Here is a 24,626-nt window from a genome sequence, read left to right as displayed (position 1 = left end):
AATCTCGTTGGGTTTGTTTAAAAGTTCAAATTTACTCCTAAGGCATACGTTCTTGGAATAGGGTAAGGACTAATGTCCACACCTTCCTGAAGCCCATTAAGACCCTGCCAACTTGATTCAGGGTTTGCTCCTTTGTAAGGAGTAATGACAAATGCATTTTGGAGACTTAAGAATATTCTTGCCGAGCTGACACTTTTACTGAACTCGGGGAGGGAGTAGCCAAGGGTAATATTTTTAAAGGTCAAATGGGAAGCATCCAGGGCGAGCCGGTCCTGCACATTACGGGGAAATTCTGTCGTACCTGACAAGGAACGGCCAATGATGCCATCACCAGGCTCTTCCAAAGATCTCCACCGGTCTTTCATGTACCGTTCTACATTAAATATTCCCTCGAGGGTTTCTGACCATTCCGCCAAAGAGTAATACATTTTACCTCCATAAGAACCGGCAATGACCACGTTCATGTCGAAGTTTTTGAAATAAAAGTTGTTATTGAACCCATAAAAGAATTTAGGATTAGGATTGCCAATATAGGTTTTGTCATCCACATCGATTACACCATCTTCATTGATATCCTTGTACCTGATCGTTCCTACTGCGGATGTTACGTGTTTAGGTTGCGAATCAAATTCCTCCTGCGTCATATAGATACCATCAAAGATATAGCCGTAAAACTGACCGATAGGCTTCCCTACTTCTGTTTTCCAAATGGTAGAAGAATAATTACCTAATCCGCCAAGTGGCGTATTATTGGTTCCCAACTGAATCACTTTGTTTCTGTTAAACGAAATGTTAAAATCTGCATTCCACCTGAACTCACTGCTCTCCAGTACTCTGGCATTAACGCCAAACTCGTAACCCCAGAAATGGAATTCACCAATATTATCCTGAATATTTGGGTAACCAGTACCGTAGGGAATATCGACCTGGTAGAGCATATTGGTCGTTCGCTTATCGTAATAATCGAAAACCAAAGAAATTTTATCATCAAAAAGACCTACATCAACCCCTAAGTCAATACCAACTGTAGTCTCCCAGGTAAGAAATGGATTACCTATGGATACCGGACTCCTTCCTTGTGCTAAGGCCCCTCCAAAGACATAATTGGTAGAAGATATATTTCCAAACTGGCTATAGTTACCTATGTTAAAATTACCCGCATGGCCATATTCACCCCTGACTTTCAGGTAACTAATACTTGAAAAGTCAGCCATAAAAGATTCGTCAGAAATAATCCATCCTGCAGAAACGGAAGGGAAGGTTCCCCATCTGTTTTCTGAACCAAATCTGGAGGAACCGTCTCTCCTTACCGACAGGGAAAGCAGGTATTTTCCCATGTAGTTATAATTTAACCTGCTAAACATAGAAAGTAAAGACCACTCAGACATGTTGCTGTTACCATACCTGATCGCAGCAGCATCTATCCAGGGTACTTCATCGTCCGGATAGCTGGTCCCTGTCAATACATTGTTTTCCTGATGATATTTTTGGGCAGAATAACCTACCAGTGCATCAATGAAGTGACTACCTATATTTTTGGTGTAGTTTAGGGTATTTTCTGTTAACCAGGAGCTATAATCATAAGTACTGTATGAGCCAGTGGCGAGTTTCGGTGGAGGAGAGAAAATGCCGCCCGCAGTAGATGGATTAAATACCCTTCTTTTAGCATTTCCCAAATCCACGGAAACAGAACTTTTGAAGAAGAAATCATTGTGAATGTCTGCTTCAAAATAGGCATTGGACAGTAAGCGGTTGGTAGCCGACCGGTCATAGGTTTCCAACATGGTTTTTTTCCAGTTTGGAAAGGTAAACAGGCCGGGCCCGGTAAAGCTTACCCTTTGGTTGCCATTCTCATCTACATCATCTGGTGAAAATATCGGAGGTGTAATGATGGCGGAATAAAGAATGCTGTAAAATCCGTCCGTAGCCTGGTTTCGGCTTAACTGGTGGGTGGGCGCTAAGTTTAGTCCAACTCTAATGTTATCGTTTATTTTGTATTCGTTGTTTGTCCGCAGGGAAAAACGCTGAAATCCGGTATTAAGTACTACACCTTTTTCATCAAAAAAGCCAAGCGTGGTGGCGGAACTGAAATTATCCTTATTGGCCAGAAAAGAAACGTTGTAACTGTTTTGTTTACCGGATTGTAATAACTCATCGTACCAATCTGTATCCGGTCCATCGTAGGCCTCGGGATTTTGGTACAATTCAGGTATTCCACCTGTAAAGCCTTCATAGCGGATTTTATCCTCATAAATGGCTTTCCTGTCTTCCAGAAACTCCCGGGCATTCATTAAATCTGCCCTCCCCCTTTGCGGAACCTGTGTCATTCCCTGGATAACACTTAACTGGACGGATGTCTGGCCGGGCTTTGCTCTTTTTGTAGTAATTAAAACTACACCATTGGCGGCCCTGGAACCATAGAGTGCAGAGGCAGAGGCTCCTTTTAAAACTGAAAAACTTTCTATTTCGTTAGGATTGATAGTATTGATGTCTCCAACAATAGGAAAACCATCGACAACATACAATGGATTATTTCCAGCATTGATTGAGGCTGCTCCCCTTATTCTTACGGCCATGCCCCCTCCCGGCGTTCCAGAGGCCTGACTGATCTGGACACCAGCCATTCTTCCCTGCAACTTTTGCACGAATTGACCTACAGGCTGGTCTTCCAATTGGTCTGCTTCAACACTTGCAATAGATCCTGTAACCTCACGCTCCTTTTGGATGCCATAACCGATAACAACAAACTCTTCTAGTCCTTTGGCATCTTCAGACAGTTCGATATTAATGACACTTCTACCGTTAATCGGTTCTTCCCTGGTTTCATAACCCAGGAAAGAAAAAATCAATGTTCCATTTTCATCGGGCGCCACCAGAGAATAATTTCCGTCTATGTCTGTAATCGTCCCGAGGTTGGTACCCTTAACCAGTATTGTGACCCCCGGTAATCCTTGCTTGTCTGCTAAGGAAGTGATTTTACCGGTTATCTCAATTTGCGCAGGTGACACAGTGGCTTCAATTATTTTTGCCTTTCTGGTGGATTCCTTTACACTGATGTTATTATTGGTTTGCCGGAAAGCCAATCTTGATTGACTGGAAATCTCTCTGAGAATCGTTTCTACACTTTCCTTCTTCGGAGGTTTGCTAAATTTTTCATCCAAAAAATCATCTTTAATGTCAAACGTAAAAACAAAGTCAGTTTTTGACTCAATGTCTTCAAAAACTTCTTTTAAAGTAGCATTTGTGTAGGCTGACTCAATAAATACTTTCTGAATTTTTATTGCCTTTTGGGCATCTGCACCATGAGCAATGGTAAAATTGACCAGCAACAGCTGGAAAATTATTCCAAAAAGGGAGGAGGTTGTAGACTTACTAAAGAAGCCTTTGTATCGTTTTTTCATGTTATTATGGGTTTAGTGAAGAAATTAAATAGTATTTAAGGCTAATCTAAGTTCGGGTTCATTTATCATCATTTTCGTTTTTTATTATTTTCGTTAAACAATTAATCCATCAGAATGCCTAAAATTTTAAAATCAAGTCTTTATTAACCATTTCAAAATCAAGGTTTTTATTAAAACTGATATCTCGCAGGATATTTTTAAGGCTTTCATTGTAATATTTGGCTCTGATATTCCAGTCGGTGGGAGGATCGCCGGTCACCTTCATCGTCACACCAAACCATCTTTCAATAGATCGTTTGAAAGTGACAAAGTCATCCCCATTAAACATTAGAATGCCCTCTTTCCAACCAAAAGAAGCATCAAAATCTATTGTTTGTACATGAAAATCGACCCTGTTTTTTTCCATTAAAATTTCATATCCAGGGTCTAAAATATAACTTTGGTCTTTTTCAAAACCTGATACCCTAACCCTACCCTCCAATAGTGAAACAGCTCGTGTAGATTCATTCGAAAAATTTTTAACATTAAATGCGGTACCCAAAGCTTCCACATGTATACCCTGCACTTCAGCAATAAATGGTTTAATTGGATTGCTGGCTACGTCAAAATATGCCTCCCCGGTAATTTTTACCCTTCTTATGCTATCTGAAAAAACTTCCGGATATTCCAGGCTACTCATCGCATTTAACCAAACTCTTGTACCATCAGGCAGTAAATGGGTAGAACGCTGTCCTGCTGGATTTTCCTTTTTGAGCCAGCTTATAGTTTTTTCCAATGGAGGTTCATCATTTGCCCTATAATAAAAGGCGATGGCAGAAAAAATAAGAAAAAATGTGAGAACAGCTGCCCACAAGACTGATTTTGCAGGGGATCCCTTCCTTTGAAGGGAAGTTTTTTTTCGACTTGCGGCTGCCCATATTTCTTCTCTCCTGGCACTGAGTTTTATGGCATTCGAGGATGTTTCACTCTCCCAGATTTTTTGAATAGATTTAAATATCAATTTATTCTCTTCAGAAGCAGCGATCCAATATTTCAAGGCAGCAATTTGCTCTTGAGTAGCCTCCCCTTTAAGGTACAATAAAATTAAATGGTCAATATCCTGCTGAAAACTCCCCATGAATGCGCTTTATGACTGTATAACCAGGAAGGCAGCTAATACCCGTAAGCACAAAAGAAAAAAAACTCTTATTTCTTTATATTTCTAGTATTAATATTGGTTAAATTAAATTTATAAATGATAGAAATTGGAATTTTAAAAATTTACCCAAACAAAAAATTTTCGTTTGAAAAGTTTAAACTTATTCATTTAGGATTGCAATTCCTTTGTATAGAAAATTCCGAGCCAGGATATTTCGAGTCCGATTAAAATATCACGGTTAATAAAGGGTTACACTGTTTCTTTAGCCAGACCACTAATCCAATGATAATTGGGTACACTTACTGTAGGAAACCAACAAAACCGAAATAAAGAAGTGTCCCTCCCCTATTTGCATCACAGGTTTCCAGTTAATAATAGTTGAATCCGGCAAAATAGGTTAAATGGATCTGATGACAAAGATCCTGGTATCAAAGAATCATTCCTACTCAATTAATAAACATTTCGTCAACCAACAATAATGCGCCACGCCCTTTATTCCGATGCCATGAAGGAATTTCTTTCAGGGTCCTACCGATGACCAGCAGACAATTTACTTTGGTCGGTTTAATTGTTGTAGATATCAATTGAATATATGGTTTTCGCTCTTCCGTTGGTAATTCAGGGGTCATCCTACCCATTAATTTCAAATCATCTTTACTTTTCCCACCCCAAATCTCAATTTGAGAGGGAGGAAAAATAATCGTTTCCGGCTCCACCAGAACATTGAAAGAGACAGAAGCTACTTCAATCTCCTGGTTGTAAGTCAAAAACAATTCCATATCCTCATTGGAGAAACCGGCCCAGTTGTTGGCCCAGGCCGGACTATTGGCATTGAACCCGCCAAAGTCTCCATCAAAAAAGGTAGCGTGGCCATTTGCAGGATGAACCCTGTTTAAGCGGGACAACAAATTGACCGAATCAGGCGGGTATTTATTTTTATAAACGGAAAAGGTAGTGTTGGTACTTCCAAACCAACCTTCTTTAAATGCTTTTGCATTGACCAACGTGGTACGGTCTAACCACACTTTTCCCTCCTCAAAGACGGGTGAAGTAAGGCTATCAGGCTCAGTTCCATCCAATGTATACCTTACAGTGACATCTTCTATTGGATGGTCTATTTCCAAAGCGACAGAATCCCTAAAGATATTGGTTTGATTTTTAAGTATGGGAACATTTAATTTGATCTTTTCCTCCTCAAGCCCTTCCCTACCGGCAACTATTTGAATGTTTTTAAATTCATCTCTAAGAAGTTCCAGATCGTCCACGTCGATTTCTGTATTCCAGACAGATACGGTTTGCAGGCGTTTTAAGCTACTCAGGTAGGGTTTTAAATCATTTAATGCCACTGATGTACCCGAGATGGCCAGGTGCTCAATATTTTTCAAAGAATTCAATGTCTGAAGTCCATTTCCGGTAATATCGGTAAAATTTAAATTTAATCTTTCCAGATTGGTAAATTGATTGACTATGGTCAGGTCCTCATCTTTTACCGGAATTCTGTTAAGACTGAGTGATACAATTTGTTCTTTTATTGGTTCCAGCTCCAATAATGTTTGACTGGTGTAAGATTTTGGATTATAAATGGTTACATCCAAAGCAGGTGATTCTTTACTTAAAGGTCTGATTACCCGGTATTCGTTGTTAAGTGTTTCCAGTGTTTTTTCATCAGGCATATCAAATTCATACGTCTTTCTTTTTCCCGAAGGGTTTAACACATTCGTTGCAACAAGACGAAGAGAATCTCCGGCAGGCAAGGCCAATACCTTCATTTCAAAATCATAATTATTTTTAACCCATAGCTCCAGAAGCAATTTTTCTTCCTGTGAAAGCTGTGGTTTTCCTGTGGGAGGCATGTGTTCCTCATCTTCCATTGGCAGGGAAAGCCTGTGTAGCATTAAACTCTCCTCCAGAGATTCATTATCGAATAGTTTACCTGTTTTTCCTCCTTTTAATAAAGAAACTTTATCTGTCATGATCAATTCACCCTTGGCTTTACTCTGATTATGGCAAGAATTACATTTTTTTTCTAATACAGGCATTACCAGGTGATCAAAAACGATTGCTTCCTCAATAGGAACAACCACTTCCCTCCCTGCAATAAGGGGCATGTAGATAAAGTCTTCCCCATGTGTCAGGGATGCACCGTAGTGGCCTGCCATCAGCGTGATGACAATCAAAGAAGAGGCCGATATTTTAGCTATTTTTTCCTGATACCAGGTCTTATCTCTGGCAAAATATAGAACGCTGGCAAAGAAAACGATCCCAGCACCCAACCACTTATGCCAGGTTAAAACGGCACCATCATATCCTTCTTCCAGTGATAGAAATAAACCCATCACAGCGGCTAAAGCTGCGGTTAACACAGAAAAAAGGAGCAAATACCTGAGGAATTCCTGGTAAAACTTTTCTTTGCTGAATTCCTTTCGGAACCTGAAAAATTCCAACCCCATCGATAAGAGTAACAAGGCAATCGGAAAATGGAGTATCATGGGATGCAATCTTCCCAGAGGTTGTAGCCAATAGGGAATTTCAATAAACTTTTCCAGCAATAAAAAATAAAGCAGCAGGATATTCAAACCCAAAAGAAGCCTTTCTGCAATAGTCCGGTATTTGTTTTTCATATCGTCTGGGAGATTTGCCATTGCCGGTTATACCAATATGTCTTTAACAACTTTCCCAGATACATCAGTAAGCCTAAACCTTCTACCCAAATGCTTGTAAATCAGCTTTTCGTGATCGAGTCCAAGTTGATTGAGTACCGTTGCCTGGAAGTCATGAACATGGACTGGGTTCTTAATGACATTGTACCCCAATTCGTCCGTTTCGCCATAGACTGTTCCAGGCTTGATACCCCCGCCAGCCATCCAAATGCTAAAGCACCTGGGATGGTGATCCCTACCATAGTTGTCTTTGGTCAGTTTTCCCTGACTATAGTTGGTCCTGCCAAATTCTCCACCCCATATGACCAAGGTTTCGTCCAGCAGACCCCGCTGCTTAAGGTCTGTCACCAATGCTGCAGAAGCTTGGTCAACATCCTTGGCCTGGCGGGTAATTTCATAGGGCAGGTTGCCGTGCTGATCCCATCCCTGATGATAAAGTTGTACAAACCTAACCCCACTTTCAGAAAGCTTTCTTGCCAATAGGCAATTGGCAGCATAAGTTCCGGGTACCAGACAATCCGGCCCGTACAGCTTGATTACGCTATCCGGTTCCTTGGAAAGGTCCATAATGTCCGGCACGGTAGTTTGCATCCGGTAGGCCATTTCATATTGCTGGATCTTAGCACTTATTTCCGGGTCTCCAAACTTTTCATAGGACATATGATTTAGCTCAGCCAGATTATCCAATATTTTTCGTCGTTCCACCCTGCTCATTCCTTTTGGGTCACGAAGGTACAATACCGGGTCTTCCCCGCTGCTGAACTGTACGCCCTGATGTACCGAATCCAAAAATCCATTGGTCCACAATTTAGAATAAACACCCTGGCCGTTCCCAATTCCCCGGGAAAGCAAAACGGTAAAAGCGGGAAGGTTTTTGTTTTCGCTGCCCAGTCCGTAACTCAGCCAGGCACCCATACTGGGTCGGTTTCCCTGCTGTGCCCCTGTTTGAAAAAAAGTCAGGGCGGGGTCGTGGTTGATGGCTTCGGTATGCAAGGACCTCACAATACAAATATCATCGACAATTTTTGAGGTATAGGGAAACAAATCACTGATCCATGCTCCGGATTCTCCGTACTGATTAAATCCTGAAAATGACCCTACTAAAGGAAATGAAGACTGGTTGGCAGTCATGCCTGTTAGCCGCTGACCACCCCTTATCGATTCCGGCAAATCCTGACCCACCATTTCTTTTAATTTCGGTTTGTAGTCAAAGGATTCCAATTGAGAGGGAGCCCCATTCTGAAAAAGATAAATTACTCGTTTTGCCTTAGGGGCAAAATCCGGTATGGCTGCAGCAAGTTCTCCTTCCATTTGACCATTTCCTTTAAACAGGTCAGGCATCAATAATGATCCCAAAGCTACACTCCCCAGCCCCAAACTCATTGTAGACAGGAATTTTCTCCGGTTCAAATTCAGGTGGTGCTCAATTATATTTTTATCCATATCAAGTTTTGGAAATGGTCTCTTCTAAATTATAAATGGTGGAAATAACCTGCATTAGCGAGGCCCATTCCACGGGGTCTAAATCCTCTTCAAAGGGATACTCTCCCACATTTAACAAAGCTTTCGCATTTTCATTTAACATGGTGTTCAATTGTCCGCGATGGTATTTTATCAATACCTCCATTTCCCGTTGTTCCGGGAACCTGCAAACAATCATTCGAAAGGCTTTCATAATGTTCTGCTCCGCCGTCGTATTTTCCTTTAGTAATTTCCCGGCCAATACTCTGGATGCCTCCAACATGGTTGGATCATTTAACATTACCAATGCCTGTAACGGAGTATTGGTAATCAACCTCTCCACTTCGCATTGGTCGCGGTTGCTGGCATCAAAAAGCGTCATGGCGGGAGGAGGTACTGTCCGCTTGATAAAATTGTACAGCCCTCTTCGGTAAAGGTCCTTACCATGATCCTGTTTGTACACCGATAAGATACCCCTGCCAGATGTAGCTCCCTCCCACAGCCCGGAAGGCTGATAGGGTTTTACACTTGGTCCTCCCAGGGTAGCATCTAATAGACCACTGCTTGACAAAATCAAATCACGAACAAATTCTGCCTTTAACCTATATCGTGGTGCACGGCTAAGGAAAATATTTTCAGGATCATGTTCCATTTTTTCATCATCAATTACGGCAGATTGTTTATAGGTAGCGGAAGTTACCATCTGCCTAACCAGACGCTTGATGTCCCAACCGTTTTCCATAAAATCCAAGGCCAACCAATCCAATAACTCGGGATGACTGGGAAGTTCCCCCTGCATTCCAAAATCACCTGGGGTGGCCACAATGCCCTTTCCAAAAATTTCCTGCCATATTTGATTGACAAATACCCTGGCCGTTAAGGGGTTTTTTTGATCAAATAACCATTTGGCCAACCCTAATCTGTTTCGTTCAAATTCCGGATTAAAAGCCAATATTGATTCGGGCGTGCCTGGCGTCACTGTTTCCCCATGCGCTTCATAAGACCCTCGCTCCAGCACGTAGGACGTACGGGCAGAATCTAATTCCCCCATGATGGATACGATCAATTGGCTGGTATCCGGTTTGTTTATAAATCCAAGTATAGCATTAACATCTTCATCTGTAATCTCCATAAATGGGCGTTTCGCATATGTCTCAGGTCCTCCCACGACGGACTCAATACCTTTCTCCCTAATATTATTAAAAAATGAATAGAGCTGATAATATTCCTTTTGGGAAACCGGATCATATTTATGATCGTGGCAGCCTGCACATTCCATGGTGATTCCGATCAGTGCTTTCCCGAAGGTATTGGTTCTATCAGTAACGTACATGACCCTATATTCTTCATCCACTATTCCCCCTTCTTCGGTAATTTTATGGTTTCGGTTAAATCCCGTAGCCAATAACTGCTCTTTCGTTGGATCGGGAAGTAAGTCTCCAGCCAGTTGCCAGGTAATGAATTGATCATAAGGCATGTTTTCATTAAAAGCATGAATCACCCAGTCTCTCCATGGCCATTGGCTTCTATAACTGTCATCCTGAAAGCCATGGGAATCCGCAAACCTTGCGATATCCATCCAATAAACCGCCATTTTTTCCCCATAAGCCTGGCTGGAAAGCAATCGGTCTACCCAATTCGAATATGCGTCCTCACTTTGGTCTTCCAAAAAATCATCCATCATTTCCAAAGTTGGAGGCAAACCAGTCAAATCAAAACTCAGTCTTTTTAATAAGCTTTCCTTGTCCGCTTCTTCATTGGGTTTAAAACCTTTTTCCTCCAGCTTTTTAAGGATGAAATAATCGATCTCGTTATTAGCCCAATCATTGTGATTTACCTTAGGGATTTTAACTTTCTCAGGAGGTAAAAAAGACCAATGCGGTTCATATTCCGCTCCCTGGCTGATCCATTTTTTGATCATGCTGATCTCAAAATCTGAAAGCTTTAAATTGGAATCAGGTGGAGGCATTTTTATTGATGGATCATCAGAAACCACTCGATTATATACTTCAGAAGCAAGGGGATTTCCAGGCACAAGGGCATGGGCATCGGGTGTTTTTTCCAGAGACCTAAAGGCTTCTTCTTCGATATCCAGCCTTAAATTAGCTTCCCTCTTATTGGCATCAGGTCCATGACAGGCAAAACAGTTGTCCGATAGTATAGGTCTGACATGAAAGTTATAGCTAACCTCATCCGGCAGTTGGTTAGAGTAATTTCCAATCACGGCGGTCTCTTGTTTATCACATGCCTGAAAGGCCAGGGCTGTGATAATAAAACCAAAACCATAAATTCGTTTAAACATAGCCGTATAATTAATTGCCAATTTCAATTCAAAACAATTAGAAACGAAATCAGCCCGATATAATTGAAAATTATTCCCTTTATCCAATATCAATCTAATTGACCTCCCTTTGAGAATTCAAATGTTGAATCTGAAAAGCCATGAAATTATTCTTTGTATTGATATGACCAATGAAAATGGAAAAACCCGTAATATTTACCAAAATAAAAATAAATTTTTGAAGTGAAGGCAGGAACCGTAATAATAAATCGAAATCACACTAACATAAATAATTTTTTGTTAGAATATAAGGTTTCAAAGTTACAATGAGGAAAATAACCTGGTTCTTTTGAACTTACTGGTTGGTACCAGACTACATGAGGTTAAAAATATTCAGGAATTTTCTACACTAAGATATTTTGGAATGTTTTTTATTCTCCATCTTTCTATCAAGATAAAGACTAATTTTTTCTCTAAAACTCCTGATGGCAAGCTTTAAATGCACTTCCACGGTCCGCTCTGAAATTTCCATAATCTCGCCAACCTGTCGGTAGGTCAACTCATCATCTTTAATCAATTGAAATACCATTTTCCTCTTTCTAGGCAGATTATCTACCAGTGATTGAATTAGATGATTCAATTCCTGTTCTTCCAACAATTGATGGGGGGTAATGGAATAAATAAAATGATTTTTATCCTCATCACCACACTCAATCCTTAATTCCCTTCTGTGTTTATCAATCTTTGTGAGAGATTTATTCTTAACAGCGGTATAAAGATAGGCTTCAAAATTTTTCATCCTGAAAACCCGCTCTTTATCAATTAATAAATTGGTTAATACCTCTGAAACAACATCTTCAGACATGCCTTTATCCTCTAACATAAATTTTGAGAAGTTGACCAGTTTTTTATAATAAAGTTCAAAAAAATCATCAAAGGCTTTTTTATTTCCTTCGGCAATGAGGATGAATAATTCTGAATTATTTTTTGTTTGATTCATTTTTTTCGGAACGAGACACCAATTGCAATTCAACCTCCATTCAATGCTTAACAGAAATTAAATTAGGAGAATAACCTGATTCAAGGTACTATAAAACTATTAATTGAAATAGTAGTTAATTAAGAGTATTTTAAGTTTTTACCATTAAATGTATGGTATTTTATTTGGACGAACAATAATTTAATGAAAAATATTGTTGTTTTTGAATTAAGAAGAAAGTAATTATAAAGATTAAAATATGATTATAATAACTTTAAATTTTCATTATTACTGAGTGGTTTATTTGGTCTTTTATTGGTCAATAAACGGGACCCATCGGTTGATTTTTTCAAAGTCCCTTAGGCAAGAAAAAAATAATTGGCCATTGACGCTCAGAGGTTGCTACCTGATATCGATTTGTACTTGTCGCAAAAGTGCTTAAATTTGACCTAAATTCAATTTATTTAAATTCTATTCAGGAAGATTGAATTAAATTTAGTGGTAAATATTTAAGTAATTGTTTTAAGGTAAACCGACAGTTATTCAAAAAGCGGTTTAAAATAACCTGGTATACAGTAAATAATAGTTTAAATCTGTTTGAAATTTTAAAATCTCAAAACCCCGGCTAAATAGACGTCAGCATACCAGCCATCTCCTCAATGCTGATTTGATTTTCGAAACCTTAGGAAATCCCAACCACAGGCAGGGTTTGTAAGGTGGAAATTTCAAACCGGGAGATTGTCTGGGTGGATCCATTAGCTTGCACTAACTCATAAATAGAACATCTTATATTGAAAAGATTCCCATAACGGATTCACCACTGCTGCTTTCCAATTTTGGGCTTTGGTGGAATGATAAATACTTAAAGAAAACTCCGGGAATACAACCGTACCTGATAGGTGGAATACTCAGCCCCTCGCATTTTTAACGGTATTTGATAATTTTGGAATCTTAATGTTGCCTATTCCACCTTAATCCTGTAATATTGCAGGCAAGAACCAGGTCGTTAGCTCAGTTGGTTCAGAGCGCTGCCTTGACAGGGCAGAGGTCACCAGTTCGAGCCTGGTACGACCTACTTTTTCCCTTATTTATTGGTGCCTGTACAGTTTCCTATTGAGGATAGCCACTTCTTCCTGTAAGTTTTTGATTTTTTCCTGTAAGTGGACAATGGCATGGAGGCCCTCTATATTGATTTCCATTTCATAATGAAGCCGGGATAATCTTTCCAATTCAGCTACCTGATCCGTAAGAATATAGCTTTTCTCTTCCAAAATAACGATTTCACACAAACCATACTCGGAAAGTTGGTGTACGAATGAAATTTCCACCCCACAGTTTTCACAAAATAAGTCAATGGGAATATAGGATTCATCTGGGTTAATCATGGTTTTTTCATTTTAGCCAGTTGGGTAAACAGTCGTTTTTCTTCTTCACTGAGGTTTTTTGGAATATCGATTTGATAAGTTAAAAATAAATCTCCAAAAACCCCCTCATCTTTATATTTCGGAAATCCTTTTCCCTTTAATTTTACCTTGGTACCATTTTGGGTGCCGGGAGGAATTTTCAATTTAACCTTCCCGGTCAACGTTTCAACGATGGTTTCACCGCCCAGGATAGCCGTATACAAATCCAGTTTTTCTGTTTTAAACAGATCCTTGCCTTCTCTTTTATAGATGGGATCCGGCAAAATGTTAAAAGTAATGTAAAGGTCTCCTCTGGGGCCACCATTCACTCCTTCTCCCCCATGGCCTTTTATTTTAATGGTTTGCCCATCCTCTACACCGGCCTGAATGGTTAACCTTATTTTCTTTCCATTGATGTCCAGTGTACGTTTATCTGACTTAAAAACATCCCGGAGAGGTAATTCCAGGCTGGCATGCAAGTCCTGACCTTTAAACCTGACCCGGGAGCCTAACCTGCTACTACCCGCTCCAAACAGTGATTCGAAAAAGTCAGAAAATCCCCCCTGTCCAAATGCCTGTTCAAAATCCTCTGCACTGTATTGTTGCTGTGACCTGCCTCTTCTCTGGCCCTGATGGGCTCCCCCCTGCTGAAAAGCATCCGCATGTTTCCACTCCTTCCCAAATTGGTCGTATTTCTTTCTTTTTTCGGGATCACTCAATACCTCGTTGGCCTCATTGAGGGCTTGAAATTTTTTTTGCGCTTCCTTATCGTCAGGATTAAGATCAGGATGATACTTCCTGGCCAGCTTTCTATACGCTTTTTTTATTTCTTCCTGACTGGCCGTTTTGGGTACTTCCAGTAGGCTGTAATAATCAATAAAATCCATTTTCCATTTGCATTTAATGCTGACTATTGTTTCCTATTAATGCTCTTAAATTTGTTCCAAAAACTGAATTCTCTTTTCTATGGGCGGATGAGTTGCAAACAAGCCGGTAATAGCTGATAAAATACCGGATGATTTATCCGGTCGGTTTTCAATAAACAACTCGGCAACATCATCACTTTTAACCGATTGAACCCGGTAATTCCCGGAGATTTTCTTTAATGCTGCCGCTAGTGCCCAGGGTTTTTTGGTCATCTCTGCAGCACCACTATCGGCCATGTATTCCCTTTTCCTGGAAATCGCAAAGCGAAACAACATGCTTAACAGGAAAGCGATGAAAGCAATCACCATGGCTATTAACATGGCCCGATTATCATTTTTACCCCTTCTGCGGCCTGCACCGTACAACATGCTTCGGAAGAGAATCTGAGCAATAAAAGAAAAGATTCCCACAAAAATGATGGAAATGATCAACAGCCTCACATCCTTATTGCGGATATGCATCAATTCATGAGCAATTACTCCTTCCAATTCTTCGTCGTTGAGCTTGTCAATAATGCCCCTGGTCAAGGTTACGGTATAGGTTTTTTCGTTGATCCCACTTGCAAAGGCATTTAGTGCCTGGTCCTCTATAATATTTACCTTAGGCATACGCATGCCCTTGCTGATGCAAAGGTTTTCTACCAAATTGTACACGCGCATATTTTCCTTCCTCTCCAGGGGTCTGGACCCTGCCGCTCCACTGATCATTTTGGTATGAAAGAAAAAGGCAATCACAAACCAAATGGCCACAGCTATCAATACCCCCGGAATGGTGTCCAGGAAAATCCCATTGATCGACGCACTGGAATTTTCCGGAGGAAGGGTAAAATAAAGAAAGGCATATACAGCGGCTAATATTAACAAGGGAAAACCCAACAAAAGCAGAACAGACCGAAAGTTATTTCTCCTGATTTGGGTTTGAATCCCGATATAAGTTGCCATTCGGTAAACTAAAATTTAATTTCTGGTGCCTGGTCCAATCTTTCCCGTTCGGCATTTCCTACATCAAACATGGTTTCGGTATGAAATCCAAACATGCCGGCAATGACGTTGGATGGAAAACTTTGTACGGCCACATTGTATTCTTTGGTGGCAGAATTAAAATACCTCCTTGCAGCGGCCAGTTTATTTTCTACATCGGATATTTCATTTTGGAGTTGTAAAAAATTGGTGTTTGCCTTCAGATCCGGATAGGCTTCAACCTGAATCTGTAAACCCTGCAGGGCAGCACCTAATTCCTGCTCGGCAGCAATTTTACCATCTATGGTAGAAGCTTTCATTGCCCTGGACCTAGCCTCTGTAACCCTTGTCAGAACACCTGCTTCGTGCTCCATATATCCTTTTACACTGCTTACCAATTGAGGAATCAGGTCATGCCTTTGTTTTAATTGCACATCTATGTCAGCAAAGGCATTTTCCCTGTTATTTTTATAAGCAACCAGCTTATTGTAAAGTGAAACAACGAAAATACCGATTAGGACGGCAACAATAATGATGATTAATGTAGTGCTCATGGTTTGGGGTTTTATCCTTTAAAGTCTGAATATACAAAAATTGAGATTTATTCTTATATTTATAATTCAATTTTAAGTTTATGAAAAAATTTATTGGCCCTGCTATTGTTGTGTTGGTCATTGTCCTTGCCGGTGTTTTTTGGTGGAGGTATTATTTTGTATTTGCTGAAGGCGTAAAGGCCGGCAATCTCAATTATTTTGAGAAGAAGGGATTTATTTTCAAGACCTGGGAGGGCCGTCTGGTTCAGGATGGTTTTCAAAGTCCCAATCCCGGAGCTCTTCAAAGCAATGAATTTCGTTTCAGTGCCGCTGAAGGGGATTCGGTTTCCTTAATTCTGGAAAGATCTGGAGGGAAATTTGTAGAACTCAGGTACAAGGAGTACCTGAACCCTATCCCCTGGAGAGGGGCCAGTGAATATGTGGTCACCGAGGTTTTAGAGGTAAGTGATGCCAGAAATTCGGGTTTACCGATGCGTTAATAAAAAAAAGCGGCGAAAATTAATGTTTTCACCGCTTTTTCATTTGAATTGATTTTAAGCCGGATCAGCCAGTTTCACATTCTTCATTTCCTCCTGTTCCATAAAAGGCTGGTTTCTAACTCTTTTACCAGAGGCCTTGTAAATGGCATTGGCGATTGCCCCTCCTGTAGGAGGTAAAGCCGGTTCTCCCAAACCAGTAGGGTCTATTCCATTATCGATGAAATGGGTTTCTATCTCAGGAATCTCCTTCATTTTGATCAGCCGGTAAGAATCAAAGTTTTTCTGATCTGAAATACCATCTGTGAAGGTCATGTTGGTAAACATGGCATGTCCCATACCATCCACCATTCCTCCTCTTACCTGTTGGTCAGCTCCGGTTGGGTTTACCACGATACCACAATCGGTTACGGCATAGATTTTATCCAAAACAGGTGCTCCGTTGACCATTCTGGCTTCCGCCACCTGACCAACATAAGATCTATGGGAAAAATATACGCTAATACCCTGGGAAACACCTTGTTTTTTGCCCCATCCAGATTTCTCTGCGACTGTTTCCACCACTTTCCTCATCCGGTCTATATCGTAATGTATCTCACCTACAGGATTGGATTTGGCCCTATCCAGTAACTCTAGCCTAAATGCAACAGGATCTTTTCCTGCGGCCTCAGCAACCTCATCCAGAAAGGACTGTTCGGCAAAAGCCAGGAAATTGGTGATGGGTGCTCTCCATGCGTTGGTGGTGATGGGAGACTTGTATTCCAGAGATTCTATCAAAAGGTTATCAACTGAGCCTGAAGGAAAGTTGTTTTCCCGGGTACAATTGCCCGCATTGATACCTACACCTCTCAATTTGTAACCGATCAGCTTATTATCTCTATCCAGGGCTGCTTCAAACCTGTATTTTACTGCAGGCCGGTAGGCTCCTCCCGTAATGTCATCTTCCCTGGACCAGGTCAATTTCACCGGTGCATTGAGCATTTTGGACAATTCCACAGCCTCTTCCACAAAGTCAGCCCGAAGTCTCCTACCAAAACCGCCCCCCAAACGGGTCATCTCCACCGTCACCTTGTCCGGTGAAACACCGCAGATCTCAGCTGCTGCATTTCTTGCCCTGTCTGGTGTCTGTGTAGGACCTACCAATTCTACTCCATCAGCTTTCACATGGGCGAAAAAGTTCATGGGTTCCATCGGACTATGGGATAAGAAAGGACATTGATATTCACTCTTAACCACTTTCGCAGCAGAACTGAAAGCTTTATTCACATCCCCATCCTGACGCTTGATATCTCCTTTTCCGGTATTTAACATTTCATCAAAAACCTGATTGTGAAATGCGGTGGATTCAAGTTTACCGTCAATGGGTTCATATTGCACTTTTAACTGCTTCCTGGCTTTCATCAAAGGCCAGGTGGAATCACCAACAATGGCCACGTTATTTTTAAAGGTAAGTACATCTTTAACACCTTTGACTTTTTTGGCGGCTTCGGCATCTACAGATTTCAGCTTCATGCCAAAAGGAGGACGCTGAATCATGGCATGGACCATCCCCTCCCTGTAAATGTCCAGACCGTACAATGGCTGCCCGGTAAACATGGCCTTGTTGTCTACATTTTTAACCGGCGTCCCGATGATTTTAAAATCATTGGTATTTTTTAGCTTGACATTTTCAGGCACAGGAATAAGCGCAGCCTCATTTGCCAGTTCCCCATAGGTTAATTTTTTCGATCCATGGATTACATGCCCATTTTCGGTCTTCAAATCCGAGACGGAAACCCCCAGTCGTTTGGCGGCGGCCTCCATTAACATTTGTCGGGCAGTTGCTCCTGCAGTTCTCAATCTCTCCCAGGAATGGGGCATGGCACCAGAGCCGCCAGTCACCTGTCTGTCATATTTTTCAGTGTCCAGAAAAGCTTGTTGCACCCTTACCTTAGACCAGTCAACATCCAGTTCTTCCGCTACTATCATGGGAAATGAAGTCTTGATATTTTGTCCCAACTCCGGATTTGGAGAAAAGATTACCACATGGTCTGTGGGGGAAATGGATAAGTAGCTGTTGAAATTTAAGGCACTGTTTAACACTTCCTCATCACTGACCACCTTCATTTTAGGGGAATCACAACCAGTCCAGTTAAAACCGATCAATAGTCCTCCTCCTGCGGTGGCAAAAATCTTTAAGAAATCTCTTCTATTTGTTTTCAATTCTTTTTCCATGGTTATTTGGTTTTAGCTGATGCCAACTTAACTGCTTCCTTGATTCTGTGGTAGGTACCGCACCTGCAAATATTGGCATTCAAACCATCCACAATTTCCTCATCACTGGGTGAAGGATTCTTTTTAAGAAAAGCGGCAGCGGTCATGATCTGCCCGGCCTGGCAGTAGCCACACTGAGCCACATCCACTTCTTCCCAGGCCTTTTGCACAGGGTGGTCCCCGTTTTCGGATAAACCTTCTATCGTAGTCACTTTGTCATTTTTCACGGCAGAAACAGGCAAAACGCATGACCTTACTGCCTCGTCATTGATGTGAACCGTACAGGCACCGCACTGGGCAATACCACAGGAGTATTTTGTTCCGACCAGGCCCAGGTTGTCCCGGAGTACCCACAATAAAGGCGTGTCTTCATCGACATCGACCTCGTAGCTTTTTCCGTTGATTTGAAGTTTGTAGTTAGCCATTTCTTAAATTTCTATTGTTAATTTTTGAATTAAACCTTTTTAACTGTAATTCAATTGATTGCTTTATTGATGGTAATATTTTAGGATTAAGGGCAATACTTTTGGAAATCATTAATTGTTAGACAATTAAATCCTGATACAGTTTTAAATTTAATTGGAAATTAATAAAAATTGGAGAAAATTTAATGGAAAATAATGAAATGATACAAAATGAAGTGAAAAAAACGGTTATCTATAATTGATCTAATTTACTACATTATAGCTCCATCATTACCGCCAAATATCAGCAACCATTTTATTTTTAGAAAAAAGCCAAATTATTTTTTTGAACTTCTGTTTTTAATAATTAAATTTTGAATCCTATTAAACCAACATTATTTTTCTTTTGCCGCATTACTATCAGAATGTTAAATGAAAAGGTTTGCCGGACTTCTTTTGTTGGCTTTGGTAATTTTAACCGTTGCTTTCTTTATTTATAACCCTCAGGTCATAGAAAATATATGGATGTGGCTGGTTGGGTTTATTGGTTACATTATTTATTTCCTGAATAAAGGAGCCGATTCTATTAAAAATCTGTTTAAGAAGTCGCCTTTTTCCGAATCCCCGGATAAGGGAAAGGAAAGTTCCGATAAAGTCCCCCTAACGCAATTGGGGAATAAGGAACCGGATTTGGCCCATCTGGAAAGTTTGTTCAATAAAATTCAGGGGGAAGAAGAAAGTTTATCCCAAACAGACCTTACTGTATTGAGGTACACGGATGACGGGAAAACCACGCTGGGATTGTTGTATGTCGATGGGCGTTTTTTTGCCTATACCTTGGAAGATACCCATAGGGATGAGAAAATTTCCGGCAATACGCGGATTCCTGAAGGCAGGTATCCCTTGTCCTTTAACCCAAACCTGACCGAGCTAACCCAAAGATACAGAAATCGGTTTCCCTGGTTTGAATACCATATAGAAATCCAAAATATCCCCAATTATGACCTGGTATATATTCACATTGGCAATACCCACCAGGATACACGGGGCTGTATTTTATTGGCAGACGGAGTCAACGCAGCTTCGGCGGAAAAAATGGTCACTCATTCGCAAAAGGCTTACGAACGGTTTTATCAATCCATTTATCCAAGAGTAAGCAGCAATACGCCGCTTAGTATCCGGATTTTAAATGAAGATTGGATAAAAAAAGCCTACATTAAATCTACTACATCACAAGCTATTCCTCAAACCTGAGAAACACTTCAACAGACATTGACAGTAATTATGGAAACGGATAAAAAAAATAGCACAAGCCCAGAAGAAAAGAAAAAGGTTTTCTCAGAAAGAAGATATTTGTACATCCATATTGGGTCAATTTTCCTGATCATGCTGGCCGTACTGGTGTTTATCGTTCCTGGCATGGAAACAACCAACCAATTGCTAGCCTCCGGACTGGTAGTTGTGACAGCGCTGATATTTATTTATGGTTTATTGGCCAGGTACTTCGGTCCTAAATCAAAGGACCGAAACCCAAATTACAATCCTTACCATACCTTTTTTTTCAAAGGTACCGTCATCCTATCTACCGTGTTGGTAGTTTTTGGAATCCTTGGTGCCTTTTTTGTCTATGTGGAGTATGACAATCTCTTTCAGGCTGTTGGATTGGCCACTTCTGTGGTATGGATAGCGCTTTTCCTGATATACTTCATGTGGTCTGTTTACCATTACAATATCAATTATGGTCTGACTGATCAGGATTGGCAGCGAATTTACGAGGCCAAAGACCGGTACAGTCAGGGTATGCCGGTAAAAGCTTCCGAAATGTCCATGCCCGAACACAATCCCTACCGCAGCCAAACCTTTGGGCTTCCTCCCGGAACGGTGAGGGGAATGATCGCATTTACTTTGTTGATGGGAGGAATGGCCTTACTGATCGTAAGTTTCGGCACCCAGTATACCGGGGTTGATGCTGCCCTACTCAGCCAGCAATTTGAATTCTTTGAAACGGCATTTTTGATGATGATTGCCTTTTATTTTGGAGATAAATCTCTTAAATATTTACAAAACAGGTGGGTAAGCAGGGCCAGACCTGATGAAAACCAAAGCAGTCAAAATAAATCTGCCGGTACTGCTACCACCGCCTCTAGCGATGTTCCCTCTCATCCTTTGAGCGGTTTGGACATGGACAATAGCCTCTTTGCTATGGAGGATGCTGATTTTGCCAGCAAAGCCCCTGATTCAGAAAGTGAATTAGATGATCAGCGCAGGTCACTTTCAACGGCTTTCGACAATCAGCCTGAAGAAATCCTGCAAAGGGAAGAATATGTGCAAATCAAAGACAATGTTAATAGTAAAATTTTAAGTGATATGGATATCCTGCAGGCCCTGGATGAATTGGAACAGCGGGATAAAATAAAAATCAGTCTGCCGGTAATCAAAGCCATAGTCGCTGTAGAATCGGCAGGAAGGGGTCATTTGAATGACGGAAGGGCCAAAATCCTTTTTGAAGGACATAAATTTTGGTATTGGTTGGAAAAATTTGGAAAGGACCCCAAAGCCCTTAGTGTTGGCAAAGAACACATTATCTATGAAAAGTGGACCAGAAAGCATTACCGGGTGGGTGCAAAAGAATATGAACGTCTTGAAGAGGCCAAAAGCATTGATCCCAAAGCTGCTGTATATGCTACCTCCTGGGGATTGTTTCAGATTCTGGGAGAAAACATGGAACATCATATTAAGGCCAGGAAATACAAAAACGTGGTGGAGTTTGAGGCCCAGCAACATGAATCTGAATATGTTCATTTTTTGGATTTCCTGGAATTTATAAAATCCAAAAAAGTCCGCGGAAAGGCATTGATAGACTATATATCCGAGAAAGAGCAAGACAATTATGATTGGGAGTCTTTTGCATATGGATACAATGGTAGTGGCTATAAAGTCAATCAGTACCATATAAAAATGAAAAACCACTACGAAAAATTCAAAAAAGAGGGGACATGGTTGACATGAAATTGGTTTTCACGCGGATAGTGCTTGTAGGCATGCTAATCATTTCTTTTGTTGCTTGTGAAAAGGATGAAAGGGGCATGGTCATAGGGAAAATTCAACAGGCAAGTGATTTGGTCGTATCCGAATTCGTGGTGGACAAAGTAGTTTTTGGAAAGAAATCTAAAAATATCTTGTTTATCCCCATCAGCGAAGCCTCCTTTCTGGCCTATTCACGTGCAAAAATAAAAACCGGAATCAACCTTGATAAAATCACTGAAGAGGACATCGACATACAGGGAAAGAAAATAACCTTGAAATTACCACCCATTGAAGTACTTAACTTTTCTTACCCACCCGAAGATTTTGTTGAGGATAGCCTGATTTCCAATCCTGAACGATTTCTCAATGAAATCAACCTGGAAGACCAGGAAACCTTCTTTAGGATGGCAGAAATGGACATCAGGGATAACCTGCCCTATATGGGCCTGGTCTCTACCAGTCAGGACCATGCCCGAAAACTCATCCAAATGGTGCTAAAAAGCTTTGACTTTGAAGAAATATACATCCAGTTTGAAAATGATTCGCTTCTAATAAGGCAAGTAAACAGCCCGGAAAACCTGATGAACCCATGATTGGTCAAATTCTCAAGAGCGGCCGGTTTATTTTGGAGCTCCTTTTGGTAGGAGCACTGATTGTGCTTGTTATTTGGTGGAACCCATTGCATATTTTCGGAGGAAGGCCAGAGCTCCAGCCTACGGCAAATATTGTTTCTGATATCCGGGAAATCGGTGAATTGATTACCGCAGAGTATTATGGGGAGGTATTGGCATCCATTGATGAAGCACAAATCAACTTGTTGGAGGAAGAGGACATCCGGAATCAGGGAGAATTTCTTCATCAGGAAATAGAGACAGCAGTCCAAACTCTGCGCAACTTTCACACCCTATCGGTTGAAAATCGCTTATCCATAGGAGATGAGGACAATAGCCTCAGGCGCCGGGAACGAAAAAGGTTGCTGGTAGATCCCGTTAGTGAAAAAAACATCATTGAAAAGCTGTATTTTCTGGAAGAATGGGAAAATACCAGTCAAATGGCATTGTATAATGAGCTGCTCAATTACATGGGCATGCAAGCCGGCACGAGCAGCTCCGGCTCCACGCTCAGCGATAAACAAACCAGGCAAATGCTCATGGATTGGTATGAAAGTCCTGAAAACGATTGGTGGCAAGCTGATAGATTTGTCACTGATTATTTTGCAAACAGACTATCCTCCCTTTCCCGCAGGGAGTCCAGAAAGAAACTGGCCATGATAGGCAGGGGAACCGTAAAGGCAGGTTTTGATTTTACAGGCTTGGACCAAAGCATGTATCATTTCAATGAAGAAGTTGGGGAGTTGCATTTTTTTGGCCTTGCTCCTCAAATCCTCAACTCCGATATCAATCCCTGGTTCATTCCTGAAAAAGGAATTCCCGGTTTTGACATTCTGACATATAATGGTAAGGTGGATTTCAAAGACAGTAGAAAAGTAAAAATATATGCGGTACAAAAACTAAAAACCAATGCCTTCAATGCCGGCATCATCGATCAGGCTGAAAAAAACGGTGGGGCAACACTCAGCCGGCTATTTTCCATGCTGACCGGAAAAGAAGTTAAAAAGGTCATTTTTCACCATGATAAAATCATACAATTAACCAATGAAATTAAAAATGACCGGTACATCAGTTACGAAGAAGCTGAACATTTTGAAAATAACCTGAAATTAGAATTGATCAGCATTGATTCATTGAGGATTGCCACTGATGACCGCTATAACAACAGGAATCTGGCAGAAAATAAATGGAATACCCTTATTCAAATGGTAGGGCAATTGCAACAATTGGAATTTGAAGCCCAGACCTTGCCCTATCATTATTACTCCACCTTCTGGTACAGGATTACCAAAGACTCATTGATCGATCAAGCAGAATGGATGGAAATAAAAACCCAGGCCACCCACCATATGACTGATAAGCGCCCTTTACAAATTTGGGCAAAAAACGACAGCCTTTGGTTTAATTCCCAATTTAGCGAGGGGTTATACCAATTACACCAGGACAATATACCTATTGGTTCCTTTATGGTAGACTCTACCTCGCTGGAGGATTGGAAAAGCAGGATTAAAAACCCAAATCGAATCAAAAATGTTTCTTTTCACCAGGATGGAGTTGTTTTTGAATATTTCCAGCCCAAAACTGACTTACGGGATAGCCTGTATTTCCTGATGAGCCCTGTTAAATATGATCCGGAGAAATTCGAAGAATGGATAACCCAAAAAAGTACCATCGAAAGCGTCGGGCAAACGGATACCATAAAAAGTCTGCCCACCAACCCGAATGGATTTTGGCTGATCGATAACAGGAAAGGTGACGAGCTGCTTAAAATCAACATACCCCTGGATCAAATTACCTACCCGGCTTTCTTTTCCGATAACGCATTAACTGAATGGAATCAAATAGCTATGGACAGCCTGGTTCTTTTTAAATCTTCCGATGATTTTCCTGCTGACCTGAATAATTCCATTTCCTCTTCCAAACTAACCCATGACCAGAACGAAAAGTTGGAACAATTCCTAAACCGTTTGAATTCAAGTCACAGTGCCTATCACAACAGGGATTTTTTAACCAAAACAAAGTCATGGTTTTCAGAAAGATGGGAAAGTAAATCCAGCTTAATAGAGAAATTCCAGTAGGTATTTTTTACTTA

17 protein-coding genes and 1 tRNA gene are annotated in these 24,626 nt (G+C 40.8%); 6 read left to right on the top strand and 12 right to left on the bottom strand.

The window, feature by feature from the left end; translation table 11 throughout:
* Positions 1 to 17: 17 nt before the first annotated feature.
* The 6 genes from G9Q97_RS12140 to G9Q97_RS12115 all read right to left on the bottom strand — a co-directional run bounded on the left by G9Q97_RS12140 (position 18) and on the right by G9Q97_RS12115 (position 11,941).
* On the bottom strand, positions 18 to 3,401 hold the full coding sequence (locus G9Q97_RS12140; RefSeq protein ID WP_166147175.1) for a SusC/RagA family TonB-linked outer membrane protein: 3,384 nt from the start codon (positions 3,399 to 3,401) through the stop codon (positions 18 to 20).
* 118 nt (positions 3,402 to 3,519) lie between these two features.
* Positions 3,520 to 4,518, bottom strand: a complete 999-nt coding sequence (locus G9Q97_RS12135; protein ID WP_166147174.1) for a FecR family protein — start codon at positions 4,516 to 4,518, stop codon at positions 3,520 to 3,522.
* A gap of 467 nt (positions 4,519 to 4,985) precedes the next feature.
* Complete coding sequence (locus G9Q97_RS12130; protein ID WP_166147172.1) at positions 4,986 to 7,160, bottom strand: DUF2231 domain-containing protein; 2,175 nt, start codon at positions 7,158 to 7,160, stop codon at positions 4,986 to 4,988.
* Between the two features lie 27 nt (positions 7,161 to 7,187).
* Positions 7,188 to 8,642, bottom strand: a complete 1,455-nt coding sequence (locus tag G9Q97_RS12125) for a DUF1501 domain-containing protein (protein WP_166147170.1) — start codon at positions 8,640 to 8,642, stop codon at positions 7,188 to 7,190.
* Between the two features lies 1 nt (position 8,643).
* Positions 8,644 to 10,962: a PSD1 and planctomycete cytochrome C domain-containing protein gene (locus tag G9Q97_RS12120; protein WP_166147168.1), complete on the bottom strand. Its 2,319-nt coding sequence runs from the start codon at positions 10,960 to 10,962 to the stop codon at positions 8,644 to 8,646.
* A gap of 388 nt (positions 10,963 to 11,350) precedes the next feature.
* A complete protein-coding gene (locus G9Q97_RS12115; protein WP_166147167.1) occupies positions 11,351 to 11,941 on the bottom strand; it encodes a sigma-70 family RNA polymerase sigma factor in 591 nt (196 codons plus the stop codon).
* 979 nt (positions 11,942 to 12,920) lie between these two features.
* Between G9Q97_RS12115 and G9Q97_RS12110 the strand changes: the two genes are divergently transcribed.
* Positions 12,921 to 12,995: transfer RNA gene (locus tag G9Q97_RS12110), tRNA-Val, on the top strand.
* Positions 12,996 to 13,008: 13 nt separating this feature from the next.
* On the opposite strand, the gene G9Q97_RS12105 is transcribed toward G9Q97_RS12110, so the two are convergent.
* From G9Q97_RS12105 to G9Q97_RS12090, 4 genes are read right to left on the bottom strand one after another with little or no spacing between them, the layout of a single operon-like run.
* Entirely contained in the window at positions 13,009 to 13,305 is a 297-nt protein-coding gene (locus tag G9Q97_RS12105) for a chaperone modulator CbpM (protein WP_166147165.1), read from the bottom strand.
* Entirely contained in the window at positions 13,302 to 14,210 is a 909-nt protein-coding gene (locus tag G9Q97_RS12100) for a DnaJ C-terminal domain-containing protein (RefSeq protein WP_166147163.1), read from the bottom strand. The genes G9Q97_RS12105 and G9Q97_RS12100 overlap by 4 nt, the downstream gene beginning before the upstream one ends.
* 45 nt (positions 14,211 to 14,255) lie before the next feature.
* Positions 14,256 to 15,191 (bottom strand): M48 family metallopeptidase, encoded by a 936-nt coding sequence (locus G9Q97_RS12095; protein ID WP_166147162.1) that lies wholly within the window; start codon positions 15,189 to 15,191, stop codon positions 14,256 to 14,258.
* A gap of 8 nt (positions 15,192 to 15,199) precedes the next feature.
* The gene (locus G9Q97_RS12090) at positions 15,200 to 15,763 is read right to left on the bottom strand and encodes a LemA family protein (protein WP_166147160.1); all 564 of its coding nucleotides are present in this window, start codon (positions 15,761 to 15,763) and stop codon (positions 15,200 to 15,202) included.
* Positions 15,764 to 15,843: 80 nt separating this feature from the next.
* Between G9Q97_RS12090 and G9Q97_RS12085 the strand changes: the two genes are divergently transcribed.
* Positions 15,844 to 16,242, top strand: coding sequence for a hypothetical protein (locus G9Q97_RS12085; protein WP_166147158.1), 399 nt, complete (start codon positions 15,844 to 15,846; stop codon positions 16,240 to 16,242).
* A gap of 54 nt (positions 16,243 to 16,296) precedes the next feature.
* On the opposite strand, the gene G9Q97_RS12080 is transcribed toward G9Q97_RS12085, so the two are convergent.
* Together G9Q97_RS12080 and G9Q97_RS12075 are read right to left on the bottom strand one after the other, a co-directional pair.
* Positions 16,297 to 18,453, bottom strand: a complete 2,157-nt coding sequence (locus G9Q97_RS12080) for a xanthine dehydrogenase family protein molybdopterin-binding subunit (RefSeq protein ID WP_166147156.1) — start codon at positions 18,451 to 18,453, stop codon at positions 16,297 to 16,299.
* Positions 18,454 to 18,455: 2 nt separating this feature from the next.
* Entirely contained in the window at positions 18,456 to 18,917 is a 462-nt protein-coding gene (locus tag G9Q97_RS12075; RefSeq protein WP_166147155.1) for a (2Fe-2S)-binding protein, read from the bottom strand.
* 411 nt (positions 18,918 to 19,328) lie between these two features.
* Here G9Q97_RS12075 and G9Q97_RS12070 point away from each other — a divergent pair, with 411 nt between their 5' ends.
* The 4 genes from G9Q97_RS12070 to G9Q97_RS12055 are packed head-to-tail and all read left to right on the top strand — an operon-like array spanning position 19,329 to position 24,612.
* Positions 19,329 to 20,150 (top strand): DUF5675 family protein, encoded by an 822-nt coding sequence (locus G9Q97_RS12070; protein ID WP_166147153.1) that lies wholly within the window; start codon positions 19,329 to 19,331, stop codon positions 20,148 to 20,150.
* 30 nt (positions 20,151 to 20,180) lie between these two features.
* On the top strand, positions 20,181 to 21,905 hold the full coding sequence (locus G9Q97_RS12065) for an N-acetylmuramidase domain-containing protein (protein ID WP_166147151.1): 1,725 nt from the start codon (positions 20,181 to 20,183) through the stop codon (positions 21,903 to 21,905).
* Positions 21,893 to 22,516 (top strand): DUF4230 domain-containing protein, encoded by a 624-nt coding sequence (locus tag G9Q97_RS12060; RefSeq protein WP_246255630.1) that lies wholly within the window; start codon positions 21,893 to 21,895, stop codon positions 22,514 to 22,516. The genes G9Q97_RS12065 and G9Q97_RS12060 overlap by 13 nt, the downstream gene beginning before the upstream one ends.
* Positions 22,513 to 24,612 carry a DUF4230 domain-containing protein gene (locus G9Q97_RS12055; RefSeq protein WP_166147149.1) on the top strand — a complete coding sequence of 700 codons (2,100 nt, stop codon included), beginning with the start codon at positions 22,513 to 22,515 and terminating at the stop codon, positions 24,610 to 24,612. Before G9Q97_RS12060 ends, G9Q97_RS12055 begins: the two co-directional genes overlap by 4 nt.
* Positions 24,613 to 24,626: the final 14 nt, after the last annotated feature.

The organism is Cyclobacterium plantarum (genome assembly GCF_011290685.1).
GTDB lineage: Bacteria > Bacteroidota > Bacteroidia > Cytophagales > Cyclobacteriaceae > Cyclobacterium > Cyclobacterium plantarum.
The sequence above is the reverse complement of the archived record's forward strand: the minus strand, read 5'-3'. Positions and strand labels throughout refer to the sequence as shown.